The organism is Candidatus Enterovibrio escicola (assembly GCF_002464935.1).
GTDB lineage: Bacteria > Pseudomonadota > Gammaproteobacteria > Enterobacterales > Vibrionaceae > Enterovibrio > Enterovibrio escicola.
In genome coordinates, this window is sequence record NZ_NBYY01000009.1 from 410,831 (window position 1) to 431,279 (window position 20,449).

11 protein-coding genes and 4 pseudogenes are annotated in these 20,449 nt (G+C 39.4%); 6 read left to right on the forward strand and 9 right to left on the reverse strand.

Going from position 1 to position 20,449, the window contains the following annotated elements:
* Nucleotides 1–273: 273 nt before the first annotated feature.
* Nucleotides 274–1,177: pseudogene (locus BTN49_RS03500) on the reverse strand (IS5 family transposase).
* A 170-nt stretch (nt 1,178–1,347) separates the two neighbouring features.
* A pseudogene (locus BTN49_RS21875) lies at nt 1,348–2,208 on the reverse strand (IS982 family transposase).
* Nucleotides 2,209–2,931: 723 nt separating this feature from the next.
* On the opposite strand from BTN49_RS21875, the gene BTN49_RS20260 reads away from it, so the two are divergent.
* A complete protein-coding gene (locus BTN49_RS20260) occupies nt 2,932–3,114 on the forward strand; it encodes an IS1 family transposase (protein ID WP_394336632.1) in 183 nt (60 codons plus the stop codon).
* A gap of 1,534 nt (nt 3,115–4,648) precedes the next feature.
* Here the strand turns inward: BTN49_RS20260 and rplI are convergent.
* The 3 genes from rplI to rpsF form a co-directional block, all read right to left on the reverse strand.
* Nucleotides 4,649–5,098, reverse strand: a complete 450-nt coding sequence (rplI, locus tag BTN49_RS03515; protein ID WP_097356012.1) for a 50S ribosomal protein L9 — start codon at nt 5,096–5,098, stop codon at nt 4,649–4,651.
* Between the two features lie 31 nt (nt 5,099–5,129).
* Nucleotides 5,130–5,357 (reverse strand): 30S ribosomal protein S18, encoded by a 228-nt coding sequence (rpsR, locus tag BTN49_RS03520; protein WP_097356013.1) that lies wholly within the window; start codon nt 5,355–5,357, stop codon nt 5,130–5,132.
* A gap of 331 nt (nt 5,358–5,688) precedes the next feature.
* Nucleotides 5,689–6,075 carry a 30S ribosomal protein S6 gene (gene rpsF / locus BTN49_RS03525; RefSeq protein WP_097356014.1) on the reverse strand — a complete coding sequence of 129 codons (387 nt, stop codon included), beginning with the start codon at nt 6,073–6,075 and terminating at the stop codon, nt 5,689–5,691.
* Nucleotides 6,076–6,651: 576 nt separating this feature from the next.
* Here rpsF and BTN49_RS17260 point away from each other — a divergent pair.
* The 5 genes and pseudogenes from BTN49_RS17260 (at nt 6,652) to rlmB (ending at nt 12,875) form a co-directional block, all read left to right on the forward strand.
* Complete coding sequence (locus BTN49_RS17260; protein ID WP_223823684.1) at nt 6,652–6,870, forward strand: helix-turn-helix domain-containing protein; 219 nt, start codon at nt 6,652–6,654, stop codon at nt 6,868–6,870.
* Between the two features lie 580 nt (nt 6,871–7,450).
* A complete protein-coding gene (locus BTN49_RS17265) occupies nt 7,451–7,621 on the forward strand; it encodes a hypothetical protein (protein WP_190319928.1) in 171 nt (56 codons plus the stop codon).
* A 529-nt stretch (nt 7,622–8,150) separates the two neighbouring features.
* Nucleotides 8,151–9,025: pseudogene (locus BTN49_RS21880) on the forward strand (IS982 family transposase).
* 602 nt (nt 9,026–9,627) lie between these two features.
* Nucleotides 9,628–12,111, forward strand: a complete 2,484-nt coding sequence (gene rnr, locus BTN49_RS03545) for a ribonuclease R (protein ID WP_146679068.1) — start codon at nt 9,628–9,630, stop codon at nt 12,109–12,111.
* A gap of 26 nt (nt 12,112–12,137) precedes the next feature.
* Nucleotides 12,138–12,875 carry a 23S rRNA (guanosine(2251)-2'-O)-methyltransferase RlmB gene (rlmB, locus tag BTN49_RS03550; protein ID WP_097356015.1) on the forward strand — a complete coding sequence of 246 codons (738 nt, stop codon included), beginning with the start codon at nt 12,138–12,140 and terminating at the stop codon, nt 12,873–12,875.
* A gap of 459 nt (nt 12,876–13,334) precedes the next feature.
* On the opposite strand, the gene pgi is transcribed toward rlmB, so the two are convergent.
* From pgi to BTN49_RS21885, 4 genes and pseudogenes are all read right to left on the reverse strand, one after another.
* Entirely contained in the window at nt 13,335–14,987 is a 1,653-nt protein-coding gene (gene pgi / locus BTN49_RS03555) for a glucose-6-phosphate isomerase (protein ID WP_097356016.1), read from the reverse strand.
* 1,541 nt (nt 14,988–16,528) lie between these two features.
* The gene (locus BTN49_RS20265) at nt 16,529–16,894 is read right to left on the reverse strand and encodes a helix-turn-helix domain-containing protein (protein WP_097356019.1); all 366 of its coding nucleotides are present in this window, start codon (nt 16,892–16,894) and stop codon (nt 16,529–16,531) included.
* A 1,208-nt stretch (nt 16,895–18,102) separates the two neighbouring features.
* A complete protein-coding gene (fis, locus tag BTN49_RS03575) occupies nt 18,103–18,399 on the reverse strand; it encodes a DNA-binding transcriptional regulator Fis (RefSeq protein ID WP_097356020.1) in 297 nt (98 codons plus the stop codon).
* Nucleotides 18,400–19,616: 1,217 nt separating this feature from the next.
* Nucleotides 19,617–20,024 (reverse strand): annotated as a pseudogene (locus BTN49_RS21885) (transposase); the annotation flags it as partial.
* Between the last annotated feature and the right edge of the window lie 425 nt (nt 20,025–20,449).

The following is a 20,449-nucleotide window of genomic DNA, read 5'->3' on the forward strand; positions in this document are numbered from 1 at the left end:
ATTGAATACAGAACCACAAATTTTACCTATATCCTATACAATAATTGTTAGAAACATTATTTTAATTAAATTAATGTTGACGATATGGTCATACCATATAACATGCGGGAACCAATCCTGAGGATATAAATGAGAGTAACGTGATAAATGACAAGACCTATGAAACTTCAGGGTATCCTTAACTGTGATAGGTCGAACAAGTAATTAATCCCAGATCGATGTTGTTGATAAAATCAGACCTATAATGCACTGATCCCAATCTTCTTTACAGTCTTAATTTGTCTGCTGGCAAACAGGAATACCGAGTTTTATAATTTTGTTTATTGCTTTTACGTTTACAAGTACCTCATCAACGTGATGCATTGTAATGCATGAAGAGTGAGTTTAGGACTGAGCAACTGCTTATAGCGATATATTGCTGTTTCAGCGAATGAGCGTTTGTGATAACTACTATCCTTTCTTACACTCCGACAGTTTGTCGTCTTTCAACGCCATTACCACTGAATTTTTAGGATGTCCTTCTTCCCAGTGATCCGCATTGCTTCAAGGTCAAATAGTGGGCATTATTCCTTTATTTTTATTTTCAGTACGTAGTTCACATCCTTTTGTGTCATAGGCTCCATCAGCACTAACTTGCTGTATCTTTCGTTATAATGGGTTAAGCAATGTAGGTAAAACCTCATTGTCACCCACCGATATTAGGCTAGTTTCGGCAGCGATAATCTCATAAGTAGACATATCAACCGCAAGATGAAGTTTACGACAGATACACTTCTTCTCCTTACCCTGTTTACGTATTTTCCATTCACCTTGCCATATACTTTTAGGCCTATGTATCAATAACAACGTGGGCAACAGCTCCTCGATTAGATAAAAGATACTTAACTTCTACAATCCTCGAACACTTACTAATGTAGGTGTATGTAGGGGATATCAGTAGAACATTCATCAATATACAAGCCAAATTGAGAGATCCTTCTAACGCACGAAGTGGGAGCTTGAAAATACCTTTTATCATCAGTGCTGTTTTAATCGAGATATCGGCAAATATAAACCTACGGCCACGATGACCGTGATGATTTGGACAACACGATGCCTTAATGACAGCGTCATTTATCCAAAAGGTCACTGTACCACGGTTTACTAATGATTTATTATATTGTTTCCAGTTGCTGATCTTATGTTTGGCCTTTCCATCATAACCTCCCGCTTAACTCCATGATGAACTAATCGTAGAAGTTGCGATTAGTTCATATATGTTAGAAACACCGCCCTTTCAAGTTATCGCGTATATTGAATAGTAATTTGGCGTAATATATATAATTAACCTCAGATCTGCATAAGCGCTTACTTATCAAGCCGAGTTATCTTGATGCTCGGCTTTTTTAGTTTAAATGAATACACAATAAGCCCCTCCAGCAAATTGACCATAAAGCTGCTACAACTACCGTGCCGAGAATACTAGATTTGGGATATGTTTTTTAGTTGGTAAAAAACGGTTTCAATAATAAATCGTTTCTGGAACATCAGGCGGTTCCAAAGTTTCATCACTTTGGGTTTTCTATTTTTTTACACCCGTTATCAGTATCACTCCCTTGTCTGCAAGTTCCCCATCCAATGGATCAGAGATATAACCTTTATCTCCGTATAAACACCACCAAAGCTCGTCAGTCATTTCTGACACAGGCTTACTATCCTCCACGTTAGCCGTCATCACTCTGACTGAGATGATGCCACTGTGGTCATTGATAATAAGGTATAATTTGAAGCCGTATAACCACCCCCATCATTCCTTTTCCTTGCTTCTTGATACATTTAAAAAGCTGATGTCTGAGAATGCGGAGATTGTGATAAACCTGTAGTTTGGACAAATCAACGAAGGCAAGCCCTGTTTTCCTTGCTTGACGGTGAGTGAGATAAGAGCAAAGCGGAACTAGGACACCTTGCATGAGTTTGAGCATCATCGTGTAACTACTTCAGGAAATTAGTTCGTGAGGCAGCGACCAACAAAGTGGATGTAATAGGTTTTGGAGTCTCTATACTCCGATTGATGGAAAGCTATCACTATCGTCATCACTTCGCTAATTGAGAGGCGAGAAGGCTTATTTCTTTATTTGATACCGGAAGAAATAAGATGTTTTCCCATGCAGGAAGGAAAGTCTGTCAGAAGTCGTCGACATCAACGAAAATAGCGTCTAAGTTATTCATGCCCAAGTCCTTGTGCAGTTGATAGTTTTTTTCAAATGATCAGATCGCGACTTTGGTATTTAGTTCATTTTTTATGCGTAGCTCAGGTTAATTACTAGCATGACTAAATGGCTTCATTACAATGACTTCAGTTATAAAATTCCTAAAGTGGTCATGTATTCAATAGATTTTCTTCGTGTAAAATACCATGCTTTTGCATGGTGACCCTTCCAGCTAGCGTTGACGTTAAATGTCGTTTCTGCCCGCAAACAAAAATGGTTAAAAACATGGTATCAGCCTTGGTGGACACCAAGGCTATCGTTGCCAAGTATATTATCAAACCTTACAGCTTGTATATGCATACAGGGTTTGTCAAGCGTGGATAGAAGAGTAAATTATTGAACTTACTATGAATGATTCAGGTATTAGTGACTCCTATCAAGTACTACACATTAGCATTAATGAAGTTGTCCGAATTTTAAAAAAAATTTACACCACGCTGTAACCACATTCCATTTTGATGGACAGGAAGTGGAGCTTATCTGCGAAAATAGATGAGTAATGGTCTTTCGTAGGTAACAAAAATACCCCTCTCTGGCTTTAGTATGCTATGGCACCTCGATTGAAAAAATCATTGCTCACTCATTCTGGTATCGTGGAAGAAAGACATGAAATTTACTTTCCAATCGGTTATTTGTAATTCAATATTGCATTTTGGTGCATGGACGGTTTTAATATATACAAATATCTCTTCCCGAGAATAAACAAATTGTTAACAAGTTCTATACACAACACATTAAGAGGAAAAATTTAACCCTTCGGACACGCTTAAAACGACAAAACCTGAAAATGATTGAATACTTAAAATTAACGGAAATACACGACAAAGAGAACGGTACATTCATTGAACAGGAGTATTACCTTTAAACTATAATCAACTTATTGAATACATAATCGCTTAAATGTGTCATCCACAAGTTTAACTTAGAGAAACAACAGGATCTCATCCGTCACTCTGATGCGTTCAGAGTTCACTGCGCAAAGGATGAAGAAATTTTATTCATTGATGCCATCCATCCAACGTAAACGATAAAATAATCCATACATGGATACGCACGGCACAAGACAAAGCACATGAAACCAAAGAGCCACACAGTCGCCTGAATGTTATTCGGCACGCCCAATATCCCTAATATTGCAGGTACAGTTATCAGCGATAATGACACCATCAACAGCGTAAAGATTGTTGATCTTTTATGCAAGTTAAGAGATGATTAGCCACTAATTTATGAACTACATATAACCTTGGATAGAACGGAATATTACCGAAGTGTCTTAATGAGAAATGCCGTACACATCCTCAATATCGAACGTAACTATCTACCGTCTTACAATCCATATCTGTACCCAATATCAAGGTGTTATAAGATGAGGAATAAAAGGTCGCGAAACACATTTACTTTAAAAATAGATTAGATCTAAAATAGGCCATTGACCAATTTCCCACTGCAACTCTTCCAGATATTACAAAATCTTTAATATCTCGAATAAATAATGAATTTCAGGTACTTAAACCTGCATCTTCAAGATGATTTAATCTAGTTCAGTCTAGATTTAACACATCTATCTAAAAGATTAACATAGTTGATAAAGCCTATAAGCTCTGTTGCATCAGAAAAATACTAATAAGCAGGCGGTACTCTCGTAGAAACGTTTATTGAAATTGTGAATTCCACCTCTATAACTTAAAAATCCTCACATAAGACAACGGTACAGAGTTCGCCGGTCATGAGGAGATTGATAAAAATAGAACATATCCTCAACACACGTGATAAAACGTGTCTTTGGTATTGTTTCAATGACGATGTTTTTTAGAGTATTTGATAGCAGATTAGGGTATAACACCTATGAATTTCACATGAAGGAGGATAAACAGCTATAGCGACAATTCAATAGATATTCATTCTTTCATAGGTAGTGGTGGGTTACCCATCTACTTCGAGTTATCCGAAGGACAAAGGCACGATATTATTCATGTAGGAAGTCTTCTAGACCACCCTGTTAAGGTTAATACGATATTTGATGATAAATCTGATAACAATATGTCATTCAGAGAATGATGTAGTGATTATAAGGTGAACATACCATCATTGCTGAACGAAATCAGAGGCGAGATACCGGTAAAAATGGATAGACTGATATTTAATACAGATATCGTCATTTAACAGAAAACGTCTTTAAGCAAATTAAATAATATTGTTCAATTCCAACTAGATATGCAAATTAGAAATAAATTGTGTCAGCAGGGTATCAAGGAAATTTATTTTAATGTGGCTGCCGTTGTATTTTTGAACAAATTTTGTAAAGTAAAGATCAACAGCCCTATTATTTATTGGTGGGATTGTTTGTCAAAGTGCTCGGTGTTAGGCGAATAATTCACTTTGTTAAAGTAACGTATATTCTACCTAGTTACGACGCTTACCTTAACAGTAGCTAATACATCGGTATGTAGTTGCAGTCCGATTTCGTATTCACCCGTGTTGCGTAGTGCACCTGCTGGCAAGCGAACCTCACTCTTCGTGACATTGACGCCAACTGCAGTTATTGCATCAGCAATATCTCGAGCACCGACAGAACCGAACAATTTACCTCCATCACCCGCTTTAGAAATGATTACAACTTCCCCCAGAGCAGCAATTTTCTCAGATCGTGCACCTGCAGCAGCTAGAGTTTCAGCAATTTTTACTTCCCACTCAACACGTTGGGCTTTGAAATGTTCAACGTTTTCTTTAGTTGCCATAACAGCCTTACCTTGTGGTATAAGGAAGTTACGTGCGTAACCAGATTTAACCTTTACCTGATCACCTAGTTGACCTAGGTTACTAGTTTTATCAAGCAGTATAACTTGCATTATCGTATCCTCTTAAATTGAAGAGTGCCCATTACTGATGTTTATCAGTATACGGCAACAGAGCTAGGTAACGTGAACGCTTGATAGCACGAGCCAGCTGACGTTGGTACTTAGCACGAGTACCCGTGATACGGCTAGGTACAATTTTGCCAGCTTCAGTAATATAGTTTCTCAGAGTCGCTACATCTTTGTAATCGATCTCTTGTACGTTTTCTGCAGTAAAACGGCAGAATTTGCGACGACGGAAGAATCTCGCCATGGGATTTTCTCCTGATCTTAATATTTATTATATGCATCGGCATGCATATAGCACCACTTTGTCCATGCCATTTTATGGTTAGTTTTAGATGCAATGAAGCCAACTACCCTGATGTTATTCTTTGAGCTAAATACCGCGTTTAATGTTATTTCCCTTATCCAATAGTGACTAAATTCAGACGAGATACATATCTTGACAATGCCGTTTCCTCTTGTTACGAGTTGTACGTAGGCACAAAGTGAAATCTAAGTATACCCACAGGGCTTTATTCTTAAATAGCACTACCGATGAAGACATCCGAATGCATAATCTAATTAATCATCAAATCAAATTACTCTGTTACTCCGCCTTCAGCTTGTATAAAATTTTCACTATCTTCGCGCCGAGGTACGCGCTCTTCTTTAGCCTTCATCATCACAGATGGGTCAGTAATAATGTCTTTGGTACGCATAATTATATTTCGAATCACAGCATCATTAAAATGAAACGCGGTCTCTAACTCATCAATAACAGCTTTATCCGCTTCAACATTCATCAAAACATAGTGTGCTTTATGCAGCTTGTTGATCGGGTATGCCAGCTGACGACGCCCCCAGTCTTCTAGACGGTGGATTTGACCACCTGACTCTTTGATAGAACTTGTGTACCGCTCGATCATACCGACAACTTGCTCACTCTGATCAGGGTGCACCATGAATACGATTTCGTAATGACGCATTATTTGCTCCTTACGGACTATTCAGCTTCCAGTGTTGGCCAGTCGTCCAGAGGAAGCAAGGAACGAAAATAAAAGACTGGGAATTTGGAGACAGAATGTTACAGAGTTCCACAACCAATAGCAATCACTATTAAAAAGTGAGCACAGGAACCAAATGGGTGTGCAAACCAAATTCAGATAGCTTTCAAAAAGGGATAAAACCTGCCAACCAAAAATCGTTGGGGCATGAACACATTTGTTCTAAGGAGGGGTATGCTCTCATTAAGGTTGCTGAACCCAACCCATACACTAAAGCTAGAATACGGTATCGATATAAGCACCACATGATATGGACGAAACACAATGGAGCTATTCCAGCAAAGCTGTTATCCATTTTATCGAGGGTGAACCGTTAAATTGCGATATTAGCAATCTAACTTGTGAGACAAAATTCGTTAATATGAGGATGCATTAGAACCGTATGAATTCTTTCCATGTAGAGTTCAGATCAATGGCGAAAGCGATAACTTAACTTAAAGTGACGTTATTTGAAAGGACGGGGGCAGACCGATGAACAGGATGCTAATGGCGTAAGCGATGAGCATTAAAGTAAGTAACCCGACACGGAAGTTTGTTTTGTTTAAACTTGCAGATAATGCCGGTGGCAAGTGCTGGCCTTCGTATGAGCACATTGCTGATATGTATGAAATTGACCGACACACAGCGATGCCTCACACCAAGAAATTGAAGGAAGATGGCTTAATTTCGGTAACATATCATAAGGGTAAAAAAGGTAATTCTAGTAACATTTATTAGCTCTATTTAAGTAGTGATATACCATTACATGGGTAGTGGTAGAGGATCACCAACCTAGTGATCTTGTGTCACCCAGAACCAGTCATAGAACCTATAAAAAATAAACAAGAAGTATATGACTGCAATTGAATGTTGTTTCAAGCATGTGTGGTTTCAGTTTCCAACGAAGAAATCTAAGAAAAATTCTTTGGCAAAATTCAAGATTTTGGCTTAGGCGAGAAGTGAACCAGTGGATGAATTTACAAACAGGCTCTGTCAGAATATCAGAACTCGAATATCTAACCAACAATTCAGATTCAACAAACTACACCTTACGACTTACTTGAACCAACAGCGTTGGAGTGATGACTATGAAAGAAATCGACCAAGTACTAATAAAATAAACCATAAACAAAATCGATATAAGTAACACAATGCGGAGCTGCTCAAGTGTTATGACCACTCTTCCGCACCGAGTGGAAGGGTAATTGGTTCCAGTTAATCTTGGAAGATCGGATTCAAACGAAGTTTGTGGAGGGCTACGAGGCGTAATAGTCTCACAATGCACTACCCCTAGACTTGGATATAAGCGATTACGACGATGTCGAACAACGAAGTTTGCAGGGCTGTTAGTTACCTTTTGCTGGAAGGCGATGCATGGCTACCAAACTTACCAGAGTTTATTTCTTTGAGCCGACAAGAGCTTGTCAATTTTGACGACGCTTTCGATCAAATGATGCAAGGAAAACCCGAAAGCGATATTGAATACTAGGCGACGCAAGAGGTAGGTTTTCTGTGCCGTAGTTATTTAAGTGAAGAGAGACGCATAATTAAAATACCGCAAAGTGTTGAATAAATACGGTGAATAAGTATCGCACTGGTTCATTACCAACAAGAAACCAAAACCGCTTACAAGATAAATCAAACATCAAACTAATATCTACTATTCATCAGTGGCTTATGCCTGAATAATTTGATAAGAGTTCAGTGTTCGCAACAGTTACTTCAATGGCGCAAAAGTGTGATACAAGTAGAGAAACCACGGGCGAAATTTAACGTTAAATGGATTAACTACGAGCCGTCGTTAGGCGGTAAAGCGTTGCTGTTTCTTGAAGCCTGCTAAATGTATAACAGATGACTTAAGCCTCACCACATATAGTTTCTTGTAGGAAATTCCTAGCTGAAAGAACAAAGGACAAAAGTCATCATATTTAACCTGAACTGCGCTTAGGAAATGAACTAAATGCCAAAGTCACGATCTGATCGTTTTAAAAAACTATTGCCTGCATAAGGATTTTAGCATGAATAACTTAGAGGCTGTTTTCGTCGATGTCAATGATTTCTGCTAGACTTTCCTCCCTGCATGGTAAAAACACCCAATTTCTTCCGGTGTTAAACAAAGATACAAACCTTTTCGCCTCTCCGTTACCCAAGTGATGACGATAGTGATAGCTTTCCATTAATCTGGGTATCGAGACTTTAAAACCTAGTACATCCACTTCGTTTGCCGCTACCTCACCAACGAATTTCCTAAATTAGTTGCTACACGGAGGATGCTCAAGCGTATGCAATGTGTTTTGGTTCCGCTTTACTTTTACCTCAGTCACCATCAGGCAAGGACGACAGGGATTACCTTCGTTAATTCGTATAAGTTATAGGTTTATCACAACCTACGCATTTTCAGACATCAGGTTTTCAAAGGTACTGCGAAGCGAGGAAAAGGAACGATATGATGGTTTTAAATTACACCTTATTATCGATAACCAAGGTGGCATTATTTCAGTCAAAGTGACAACGGCAAACCTGGATGATAAAAAACCTGTATCGGAAATAGCTGACGAGCTTTGGGCATGTTTATACGGAGATAAAGGTTATATCTCTGATCCATTGAATAGGGAACTTGCAGACAAGGGAGTGACACTGATAACCGATATAAAAAAATAGGAAACCCAAAGTGATGAAATTTTGGAACCGCCTGATGTTCCAGAAACGATTTATTATCAAAATCGTTTTTAACCAACTAAAAAACATATCCCAAATCGAGCATTCTCGGCACCGTAGTTGTAGCAGCTTTATAGTCAATTTGCTGGCGGGGCTTATTGCATAGTCATTTAAACTAAAGAAGCCGAGCATCAAGATAACTAGCTTTGATAAGCAAGCACTGATACAGATCTAAGGTTAATTACGTGGAGCTGTCAGTAAGATATCATATAAAAGAAACAGTGATGAAGCGCGCCTTTTACATCGATTTAAGTTATAATAACCCAAATATATTTAGAAGCTTAGAGTTAACGAGTTTTTTAGACTAACGCCTGATGATTCTTATGTTTCTGGACATGCTTCCACCTGAATAGTTGATCAGTATCATTGTGATCGTAAACGAGTATGGGATGACCATGTAAACCATATGGTTCTGGTTATCAACGAAGTTATGTGGTTGGCGTTCGTGGTAAAATAGTAGGAAACGATTAGGCAGGCCAGTAGCATTAATTATTATGTAAATTAGAAACGCTTGTGAAGCGTAACACTGTTGTATCACCTCCGTTTTTCGTCTAACAAATGCTATGAAAGCCTTTCTCGAAAAAGAGACAATCTCACCTTCGTGGTATGATTGCAGGAAATAATGACCTACAACAGCCTTCGTACTCCTGTTTATCTCTGTTTAACTAGTGGTATTTGTAGACTGTGCCCAACCATTGCTGGCAATCCTGCTGAGCACTCATTTTATTTTATCTAAAGCGATATACTTAAATAAAGTGTCGCTAACGGGAATCCTATATGTCTCAGGACAAAGACTTGTATAGCAACGATCCATTTTCAGATCGTGAAGCAGAAAAATATGAGAACCCAGTACCAAGCCGTGAATACTTGTTAGATGTTATTAAAAGTTTTAGTGCACCTGTTAATCGCGATCAGCTCTTTGAAGTGCTGGGCTTGTGTTCAGACGATGAATACGAAGCTCTTCGTCGCCGACTTCGTGCCATGGAGCGTGACGGGCAGTTAATCTTTACCCGTCGCCGATGTTTTGCTCTTCCTGAACGTTTAGATCTAGTCAAAGGTACGGTGATTGGACACCGAGATGGTTTTGGTTTTCTTCGCACAGAAGGTAAAAGAAACCGTGAAGATTGGCTATTGCCATACCACCAAATGAAAAGTTTAATGCACGGGGATTACATATTGGCGCAGCCAATGGGTACCGATAAACGGGGTCGTAAAGAAGTTCGTGTAGTACGTGTGTTAAAAGAACGAAAAGGACAGATTGTTGGTCGTTATTTCGTTGAAAATACCCAAGGTTTTGTCACACCTGATGATTCTCGGCTAGGTCAGGACATTAAGATTCCTAACCAAGATCGTAAAGGTGCTCGCATGGGCAACGTAGTGGTGGTAGAAATTTTACAACGTCCAACTCGTCAACATAACCCTGTCGGTCAAGTTGTCGAGGTTCTTGGTGAAAACATGGCACCTGGAATGGAAATAGAGATCGCTCTCCGTACCCATGATATTCCAAATGAGTGGCCAATAGGACTCGAAAAACAAATTAAGGATTTGACTGAAGACGTCCCTGAAAATGCAAAAAATGGCCGTGTAGATCTACGTAAACTATTATTGGTGACTATAGATGGAGAAGATGCCAGAGACTTTGATGACGCCGTGTTTTGTGAAAAGAACAAACTTGGGGGGTGGCGTTTGTGGGTAGCTATTGCAGACGTCAGTTGGTACGTGCGTCCTAAATCAGCACTCGATAAAGAAGCAATTAACCGTGGTAATTCAGTTTACTTTCCCTCTCAAGTGGTTCCTATGTTGCCAGAAGCGCTGTCTAATGGAGTGTGTTCTTTAAATCCACACGTTGATCGTTTGTGTATGGTGTGTGAAATGACTATATCGGAATCGGGTATACTTTCAGGCTTCAAACACTACGAAGCCGTGATGAACTCATATGCTCGTTTAACCTATACTCAAGTGGCGAAGATGCTTGAAGGTAATGAGGAGCTGCGTGCACGTTACGCACATTTGGTTCCTCATATTGAAGAACTCAAAAACATGTATAAAGTACTCAAAGCATCGCGTGAAGAACGTGGAGCTATTGAATTCGAAACAATGGATACTAAGTTTATTCTTAATGCTATGCGTAAGATTGAACGTATTGTTCCGGTTGAGCGTAATGAGGCACACAGAATTATTGAGGAATGTATGATTCTAGCCAATATTGCATCTGCTCGTTATGTGGAAAGACACAAAGAAGCAGCCCTATATCGTGTGCATGAGGCGCCAAGCGAAGAACGCTTGACTGGTTTTAAAGATTTCTTGAATGAAATTGGCTTAACTCTTAATGGAGGGTTAACACCCTCACCAACGGATTACGCACAATTGGCACACCTTATTCAAACCCGTCCTGATAAAGAGTTAATCCAAACTATGCTATTGCGTTCAATGAAGCAAGCGGTGTATCAGGCAGATAACCAAGGACACTTTGGCTTAGCAATTAAGCAGTATGCACACTTTACGTCCCCAATTCGGCGTTATCCTGATTTGCTACTGCACCGTGTGATTAAATATCTAATAGCTAAAGAAAAAGGAAGCACCGATCGAGGAACACCAACGGGTGGTTATCACTACGCCTTTGATGATATGGATGTAGTAGGTGAGCAGTGTTCAATGACTGAACGTCGTGCTGATGATGCAACCCGTGATGTGTTTGATTGGCTCAAATGCGAATACATGCAAGATCATGTTGGTGATGTACTGGTAGGTACCATTGCCAACGTGACAGGATTTGGCTTTTTTGTGCGTCTTAATGAAATTCAAATTGATGGTCTGGTACATATATCAAATCTGGATAATGACTATTACCGTTTCGACATGGTCGGTCAAAAGCTGGTGGGTGAAAGTTCTGGTCGCATATTCCGACTTGGCGATCAGGTTACGGTTAAAGTATTATCGGTAAAGCTTGATGAAAGGATGATTGATTTCGAACTGGATGGTGTTTTACGTAAAATGCGTGGTACAGGGAAAACAGCGCGTAACAAAGCCAACAAAGGCAATGACGTATCTGGTAAGCCGCATGGAGTAAGTCAAAAGCGACTGTTTGTTCATCAACAGTTGAAACAAGGTGGGGTTTTAAAAGCTGAAGGTGATACGTCATCAAATGGAAAGCAAGGCGATAAAAACAACACAGTCAACTCGGCTAAAAAAAGAAGAAGAAAGAAAAGGTGTACAAAAAAGAGTCGAGCTGAAACAAGCCAACGAAAGCCAAATCTGTAAAAACAGGCAATCAAAAGAAGTAACTTATGAATGACGAATTAATTTATGGCATCCATGCCGTCAAAGCGATATTGGAAAGTGACCCCGCACGCTTTATCGAAGTTTATATCTTAAAAGAACGTGACGACGACCGTGTGCTTCCTTTACTAAAACAGTTAATTAAATTTAGCATTCCCACACAAAAAATGGGGAGAAAAGTGTTAGATACTAAATGTGATGGCGCGTCACATCAAGGCTTGATCGCACGTGTAAAATTGGGTCGCCAGTACAATGAAAATGATCTGAGTTTTATTCTTAATGGGAAAAAAAATCCATTGTTGTTGGTGTTGGATGGCGTGACTGATCCACATAACTTAGGTGCGTGTCTCCGTAATGCAGATGCCGCAGGCGTCTGTGCGGTTATCGTGCCAAAAGATCGCTCTGCCAAACTCAACGCTATAACACGAAAAGTTGCCGTGGGTGCCGCTGAATCTGTGCCATTGGTTCGTGTGACTAACCTAGCTCGTACCATGCGTACACTACAAGAAAAAGGTGTGTGGTTTATGGGCACAGCAAGAGAAGCGTTACTTGACATCTTTCAAAGCAAAATGACAGTACCACTGGCGATCGTTATGGGTGCGGAAGGTAATGGAATGCGCCGCCTAACGCGTGAAACATGTGATGAGTTAATCAGCATACCCATGGCGGGTAGTGTTTCGAGCTTGAACGTGTCGGTTGCGACTGGGATCTGTTTGTTTGAAGCCATACGTCAACGTCGTTGCTAACCACCAATGAATTGGTTTTAACCAAGAGTCATTCTGTTTTCTTATGAAAGTTATAGGTATACCTGATATTTTGACGTGTGTAAGTATACTGTATTGTGATAAAGTTATCCAGATGTAATGCTTGCCTGCCGTCAGTAAGGGATCATTTAATCTAATAGACTTTTCATAGTCGTGCTTATTGATAATAATAAAAATACCACATAGGCCTTTAGGTTTTCTTGTACGTTGCTACAATCAATGCCAACATAGACTTATAATCGTATATACGAAGAACGTTCCTCAAAGAATTTGATTTAACAAGTTATCGTGCTATGCCTGACTAAATTGTGATAAGTAATCTATGAGTTCATTACCATGGTAGAATTGCTTGGTAGGAACGTATTAATCTAACATAATCGGAGCTACGTATAAGAACTTGCTTATGCAGATCTAAGGTTACTTAGGTAGTTCTGAAGTTACCTAAGAACGCCACTGTTTAAAGGCATTAATCAGGCCATTAGTTGAACTATCGTGATTCGTCACTGCTTCTTGACCTCCCAACTCTGGTAAAATCTGATTCGCCAGTTTTTTACCTAGTTCAACACCCCACTGATCGAAACTGAAGATATTCCAAATAACTCCTTGTGCGAAAATCTTGTGTTCGTACATGGCAATTAATGCACCCAAAACATGCGGCGTTATTTTCTTCACTAATATAGAATTAGTTGGGCGGTTGCCGTAAAAAACTTTGAACGGCACTAGCTCAGCTACTTCTTCAAGTGATTTACCTGCTTCTACAAATTCAGCTTCAGCTTGCTCACGGGTTTTACCAAAGGCTAAGGCCTCGGTTTGTGCAAAGAAGTTTGCTAGTAGTTTCGGATGATGATCGTTTAACGGATTATGGCTAAGAGCTGGTGCAATGAAATCACATGGGATCAGCTTGGTACCTTGGTGGATTAACTGATAAAACGCATGCTGACCATTCGTTCCAGGTTCCCCCCAAATAACAGGACCTGTCTGGTAGTCAACGATATTGCCAGAACGATCTACAGCTTTGCCATTTGATTCCATATTACCTTGTTGAAAATAGGCTGCAAAACGATGTAGATATTGATCATACGGCAAGATCGCTTCTGACTCTGCACCATAAAAGTTGTTATACCACAAACCAATCAACGCCAGCAGAACTGGCAAGTTTTCTGAAAAGGGTGCCTGCTGAAAGTGGTTATCCATGTCATGTGCACCCGCCAGTAGCCCGATAAAGTTATCGTAACCTACAGAAAGGCAGATAGAGAGACCAATCGCTGACCATAGGGAATAACGCCCACCCACCCAATCCCAAAACTCGAACATATTATCCGTATCGATACCGAACTCTGCAACTAATTTTGAATTGGTTGACAACGCTACAAAATGCTTAGCCACATGCACTTGATTCCCTGCCGTCGCAAGGAACCAGTTACGTGCGGACAGCGCATTCGTCATCGTTTCTTGAGTGGTAAATGTTTTCGAGGCGACCAAGAATAAGGTAGTTTCTGGATTTAAGTTCTTCATGGTTTCTACAATGTGGGTACCATCAATGTTAGAAACAAAATGTAGGTTCAGGTGAGTTTTGTAGGCAGCCAATGCCTCAGAGACCATGTAAGGACCCAAATCAGAACCACCGATACCGATGTTTACTATATCAGTAATTTCTTTTCCTGTATAACCTTTCCAATTGCCCCCAAGTACACAATCAGAAAACACCTTCATTTTTTCAAGCACGGCATTGACGTAAGGCATAACATCTTCACCGCCAACAATCACTGGTGTATTGCTACGATTACGCAAGCCAATATGCAACACGGCACGATCCTCAGTTTTGTTTATTTTATCACCATTAAACATGGATCTGATCGCTCCTTTTAAGTCTGTTTCATCTGCTAGTGCGAACAGTTTATCAAGCGTTTGTTCACTAATGAGGTTCTTTGAGTAATCCAGCAGAATATCTTCACCGAAGTACACAGATAATTTAGAAAAGCGATTAGAATCGCTTAAAAAAAGAGAAGTAAGGGTCAAATCCTGTATATCTTCAAAGTGTGCCGTTAACGCTTTCCACGCCGCAGTTTGCGTCGGATTGATGGACTTTAACATAATCATTTCTCCTTGTAGACAAAATAAGTAACCGTGGTTAATGTCATCCCACAGTTACTGATATAAACTAAATATTGGTATGAAATCATCAGGTAACATAACGTGACTCTATCGCTATCCGTCATCTGAAATACACAAGTTTGATATCTTTAAAACCGACATCGAATGCTTGATAACAAATATCGTTAGGAGAGCAATAGCCAAGACTCCCTCTACCACGTATATTAAAGATGTGTTCTATCTTGTTAATTTTCTCATTACTGACTTCGTTGAAGTCAGTTCCCGTGGATGAAAAGCACCCTATCAAACCATTTGTATACTCATTCATCCCTCGACCACTTGACCTATAAAGTTTAGCAAAATAAGAATGAGCGTCTGGGATTCTAGCAACTGCTCAATGACCGTCAAATTCTGTTCCATTGTCTGACGTGAGGGTTTTTTAAGTCATGGAAGGTGGAATTTACAATATCAATCAACATCTCTACCACTGTACCCGCCTACTTATTGGGCATCTTTCTGATACAGCAGAGTTTATTGCCTTTATCCACAACTGATAAGAAGAAAATATTTGTGCTCAGTCCCAACAACAGTGTGAATTTCAAATTAATCAAACTCGGTCTTCTCGTCTGCAATATCAGGTTGTTTCTAAATGCCACCACAGTTCTTGATCTTTACCTTATCGCTGCTGCTCATCTTAATTTTCTAGGGTTTGCCATGATCTGGAAGATCCTTGTATAGCGCTCTGCCATGCTATATATACAGGTAATCGTGCTTTAGAGCCAGTTCTCCGCTAACTAACTCGGGTGACGTATGCGTGCTGAAACACTCATAAATGAACCCCTTCGTTCTCTAGGATATGGCTGCCAAGATATTCTTCATGCTGGATGTTTGCCCCGTACTATCTGCGCAACCCCTCTTTTTTATGCATTGATGGGGATTGATAACGACGCGCTAAAGTGGTTACGTAAATATGAAACTGAACGTCATTACAAAAAAACGTAAAAAGTTACGATACGGACAACGCGCTTCGTCAATATTATTGAAACAACATTTTAAGAATCTTGGAACATAGACATACCAAAAAACTCAAGTTATAAAATATTATTGTCCTCGATACCACCTCTTTCTCGCCTAGCATCGATAGCAAAAAATCTAAGAAAACGTTTCAACGAGAAAAGCTGGCATGTTAACACAAAGGCTAAAGCGAGCATCAAGATCGCTAATGTGATGCTGTGTCGCATGGGCACCCACACATGAAAATAACACTGAGGCGTATATAAGAAATATTTCTCATAGATTGTCTATTCGCGATGACACGGCATTAGCTTTGGCACATTATCCAGCATTGAGGATAATAATCATAACGTTACCGATCCTCATAAACTAGAAAACCGCTTAATTAACTGCTGAAATAAGGCGCACAGCAGTTGTTGCTTCAAGCTATAGAAGCCGAGGTTCAGTCCTTGCTTGATAATTCTACATCACTCCAAGCTAATGGAAATCGGGGAGTTGTTCGCCATGGGCATTTGCCTGAACGGCACCTATACACTAGGTTCGTCAACATTACCGTCAAGGTCCCAAAGGTTCGAGATAGTACATGCCTTAAGCCCCACTAAATATAGTTTCTGGAAGGAGATTCCTAGGTGAAATGAAACACAGCCAAAAGCCAGACCGTTCGAAGTGGCGAAGTGGGTTTCTTTAGCCTGTTCTGATGCAAGGTGATGACAGTCTACGCCGTGAAAGTTATTTTGGATATTACGATTTATTTCGCGACTGATAGTGAAGTGAACATAGCCAAGTATTCGGGTAATCTGGTTAAAGGAACCACCCACAGCCAATCGTTTCTCAATATAAAATCGGTCATTGTCATTTAACTGTTTATGAAGCCATATACATCTCCAAAGCAAAAATGGATACTGGAAAGTGTATTTTAGTCTGGCTGACTCTCCGTTAGGTTATGAATTTCACCTGACGAAGGGCGTGTTGATTAGTTTATCCTGATAGCACATACTCAGGGAGTAAGTTTAAACCATGAGATTTCAGTGTCTAGAATTTCAAGCGTGTGTTCAATAGGTTGAATTGTTCGTCAGTACAACTTGCAACCAAGTTGTCTACTGCTGTAGATATCCTGTGTCCTAACAGGATTCGTAATCCATGGAAAATTTCGTTTCCTAGACGAAAATAAACTTATTGAACACACGACCGGAATTCCCGTTAACAGTTGCTATTCGATCATATTCATTTCAACCTCAGGCAGTGTGAAAACCTATAAACACTAGGTAGATCCTGAGTTTGACACTACTTCTTCACCACACTTTTAACAGCACAACCCTAGCAGGGAGTGAACAAGAATGTCTGTCTCTCTCTGCCCTCTTCGACGGAGATTCTGACGATGGGCAACATGCCGAGTTTCATGAATTGACGGACAGTCGAACTTCATATTCGCGTAACTTGCACTAAAGTTCTTGTATCAGGGCTTTAGCGGAACCAATACTGCCTAGTTCAGGTAATTTTCGGTAAATATATTTGACCCTTCATTTCACACAGTTTAATCAACGCGTTGGATCGTTCAACAGGCAGAAGTGAACCAAGAGATGATCGTCATTTTCTGACGACTAATGGCTAATGGCTAATGGCTAATGGCTAATGGCTAATGGCTAATTCTGACTGTCAATAGAACTCTCCTGAACGGTTACACGTATCGTGGACAAGGTTACCACGACGACAATCGGCATACTTTTTGCTTGAGCCCATCAAGATAACTGATACCAAAATCTTTTATCTATTCCCAACCCACAATAACACCACAAACAGTTAACAGTCCGATATAAGAAAGCGTGTTATATACGTTTTAAGTTTATCATAACTATCTGATAAAAGGAAAGTATTCAAACAGAATCATCGCATTCATTGGTAACAATGATGGCAAAGAACAGCAAGTAAGATACTAATCACCTTATACCTTATTAAAGATGAAAAAACCTAAGGCTTTAATGACAATATAAATCTTCATAATCTCTCCCTAGGTATATGTAGGGAGATAGATAATGGAAAATGGATCATATTTTCCTATACAATTCCTTATAATCCAGTTGGTTCTCATGCTAATTTACTGTCAGTTCATGCCGTGCTTTTTCAGTTTCTTACGCAAAGTCCCTCGGTTAATACCCATTATGGTCGCGGCGTGCGTTTGGTTACCACGAGTATATTGCATGATGGTGTCCAGCAGGGGTTGCTCCACTTCCGCAAGTACTAACTCATACAGGTCATTAACTTTTTGGCCATTCAACTGTGCAAGATAGTTTTTCAGGGAGGACTTGACTGAGTCACGCAGTGGCTTTTCAGTGATTTGGTCTTGCGAAGTCACCGTGGTAACTATCAATGCTTCTGAAGTCGGGTTTTGTTCGAACATACTCTGTCAGCTCTTCTCATATTTATGCAGGGTTTAGGAAATATCTTTACAGCGAATCGATCTGCTGATATGCATCATCGATTACGTTGAGAATCAGGCGGAAATATCTATTTTATCAAGTTTTTTTAAGCTCCATCTCAGGTGTTTATATGCGATAAGTATCCCTTTAAAATAACCATAAAAATACTGAAGTTATTGAACATAATCCAACAAAATTTTTCTGATCTCATCAATTATCTGGACACGGAGCTCTTCGTCAATGGCGAGGTAATTTAAGTTTGCATCAAAATCCAATTTTGCCATTAAACTAGCGACCCATAATCAAGATCACAGTATTTGTGTAATTCAGCACCTATTTAGCTTTTTGATGAAAAACGATATCCTGTTAGGGATATCCGAACAATAGACACTATTTCTTTCACCATTTTTACATTCGCGTACTCATCAAATTATTTATACACACAAATGAGTATTCTGTCATATAAGCTAAACACTTGACCTGTGAGTTAAGATTGCCAGCTTAGATGAAAACTTGATACATATTTTTGTTTCCCAAATCTTAACTTACCTAGGTGTTAAGCGTCACGCTAACAACTCCAGCACCAATCATTTTATCTACAATTCGACCAAGCTTATTTTACTCATTGATATTAAATCAGCGAGTTCCTTATTGATCTTTTTACCGAACAATCCATGTTGATGTTAACGATCTGAGTACCCTTCACAATACAATAACAGTAACACCAAGAATCTGTCTAGATTATCGGTTCTGTACCGATCTGTTGGACAACAAGGAATCATTTCCGTAGAGATAAGCAATCCGATATTAACATTTATTTTCATGTTACATCGCCAGATTGTAATACATCAATTTTTGTTTACTCGAATGCCCTAGTTGTAACTAGAACAAAGTTCGTGAAATAGACTGTCAATTATATTCAGCTATAAAAACATCACTAAAGCGTGCCATCAGTTCACGTTATCAGATTTGGAAGAAAACACCTCTTTTATACAGCAAGGGGGCGTATTTTACGCATTTCTTCCTCCTTTTGGAAGGCTAATATTTGAACGTTTTTACTTCATTATATAAAAATTATTTAATTCAATTAGTTAGTTTATTAATCACCAAATTGTCACCTAGTCACCTCTTTTAACCTATGATGCAGCACTTTTTTTAGATAATTAGGATGTCCATGACTAGGCGCTGTTTCCTAACCTCAGATATGCATAAGCACTTGCTTATCAAACCTAGTCATCGTGATGCTCGGCTTCTTTGGTTGAAATGAATACGTGATAAGTCCTGCCAGCACGTTGACCAGAAAGTTGATACAACTACGGTGCTGAAAATGCTCGATTTGGGATATGTTTTTTAGTTGGTCAAAACGGTTTCAATAATCAATCGTTTCCGGAGCATCAGGCGGTTCTAAAGTTTCATCACTTTTGATTTCATGTTTTTTTACACCCGTTATCAGTGTCACTCCCTTGTCTGCAAGTTCCCGTTCAAATGGACCAGAGATGTAACCTTTATCTCCGTATAAACACCCCAAAAGCTCGTCAACTATTTCCAATACAGGCTTTCTATCATCCACGTTAGCCGTCGTTACTTTGACTGAGATAATGCCACCTCAATTTTTTTATCTTTACCTTATCGACGATGTTCATCTTAATTCTGTAGGGTTTAACATGATAGGTAAGATCCTTGTATAGCGGCATGCCATTACCCTTAGCATGATATCTATCTATAAAATATGCTTTCACTGAGCATTACATCGGCCTTTAGAGCTAGTTCGCCACTAATCACATCAGGTGACGTATACGTACTAAGACGTTCATGAATGAACACCTTTATTCTCTCTGAAATACGGCTAAAAACTATCCATTTCGTAGCATTAAAAATAGTTTCTTTAGCCTGTTTTGACGCAAAGTGGTCATAGTATATTCTGTAAAAATTATTTGGGATATGGCGCTTTCTTTCTTGACTGATAGTGGAGTGAACACAACCAAGTCTTCAGCCAATCATTACTCAATATAAAATCGGTCATTGTCATTT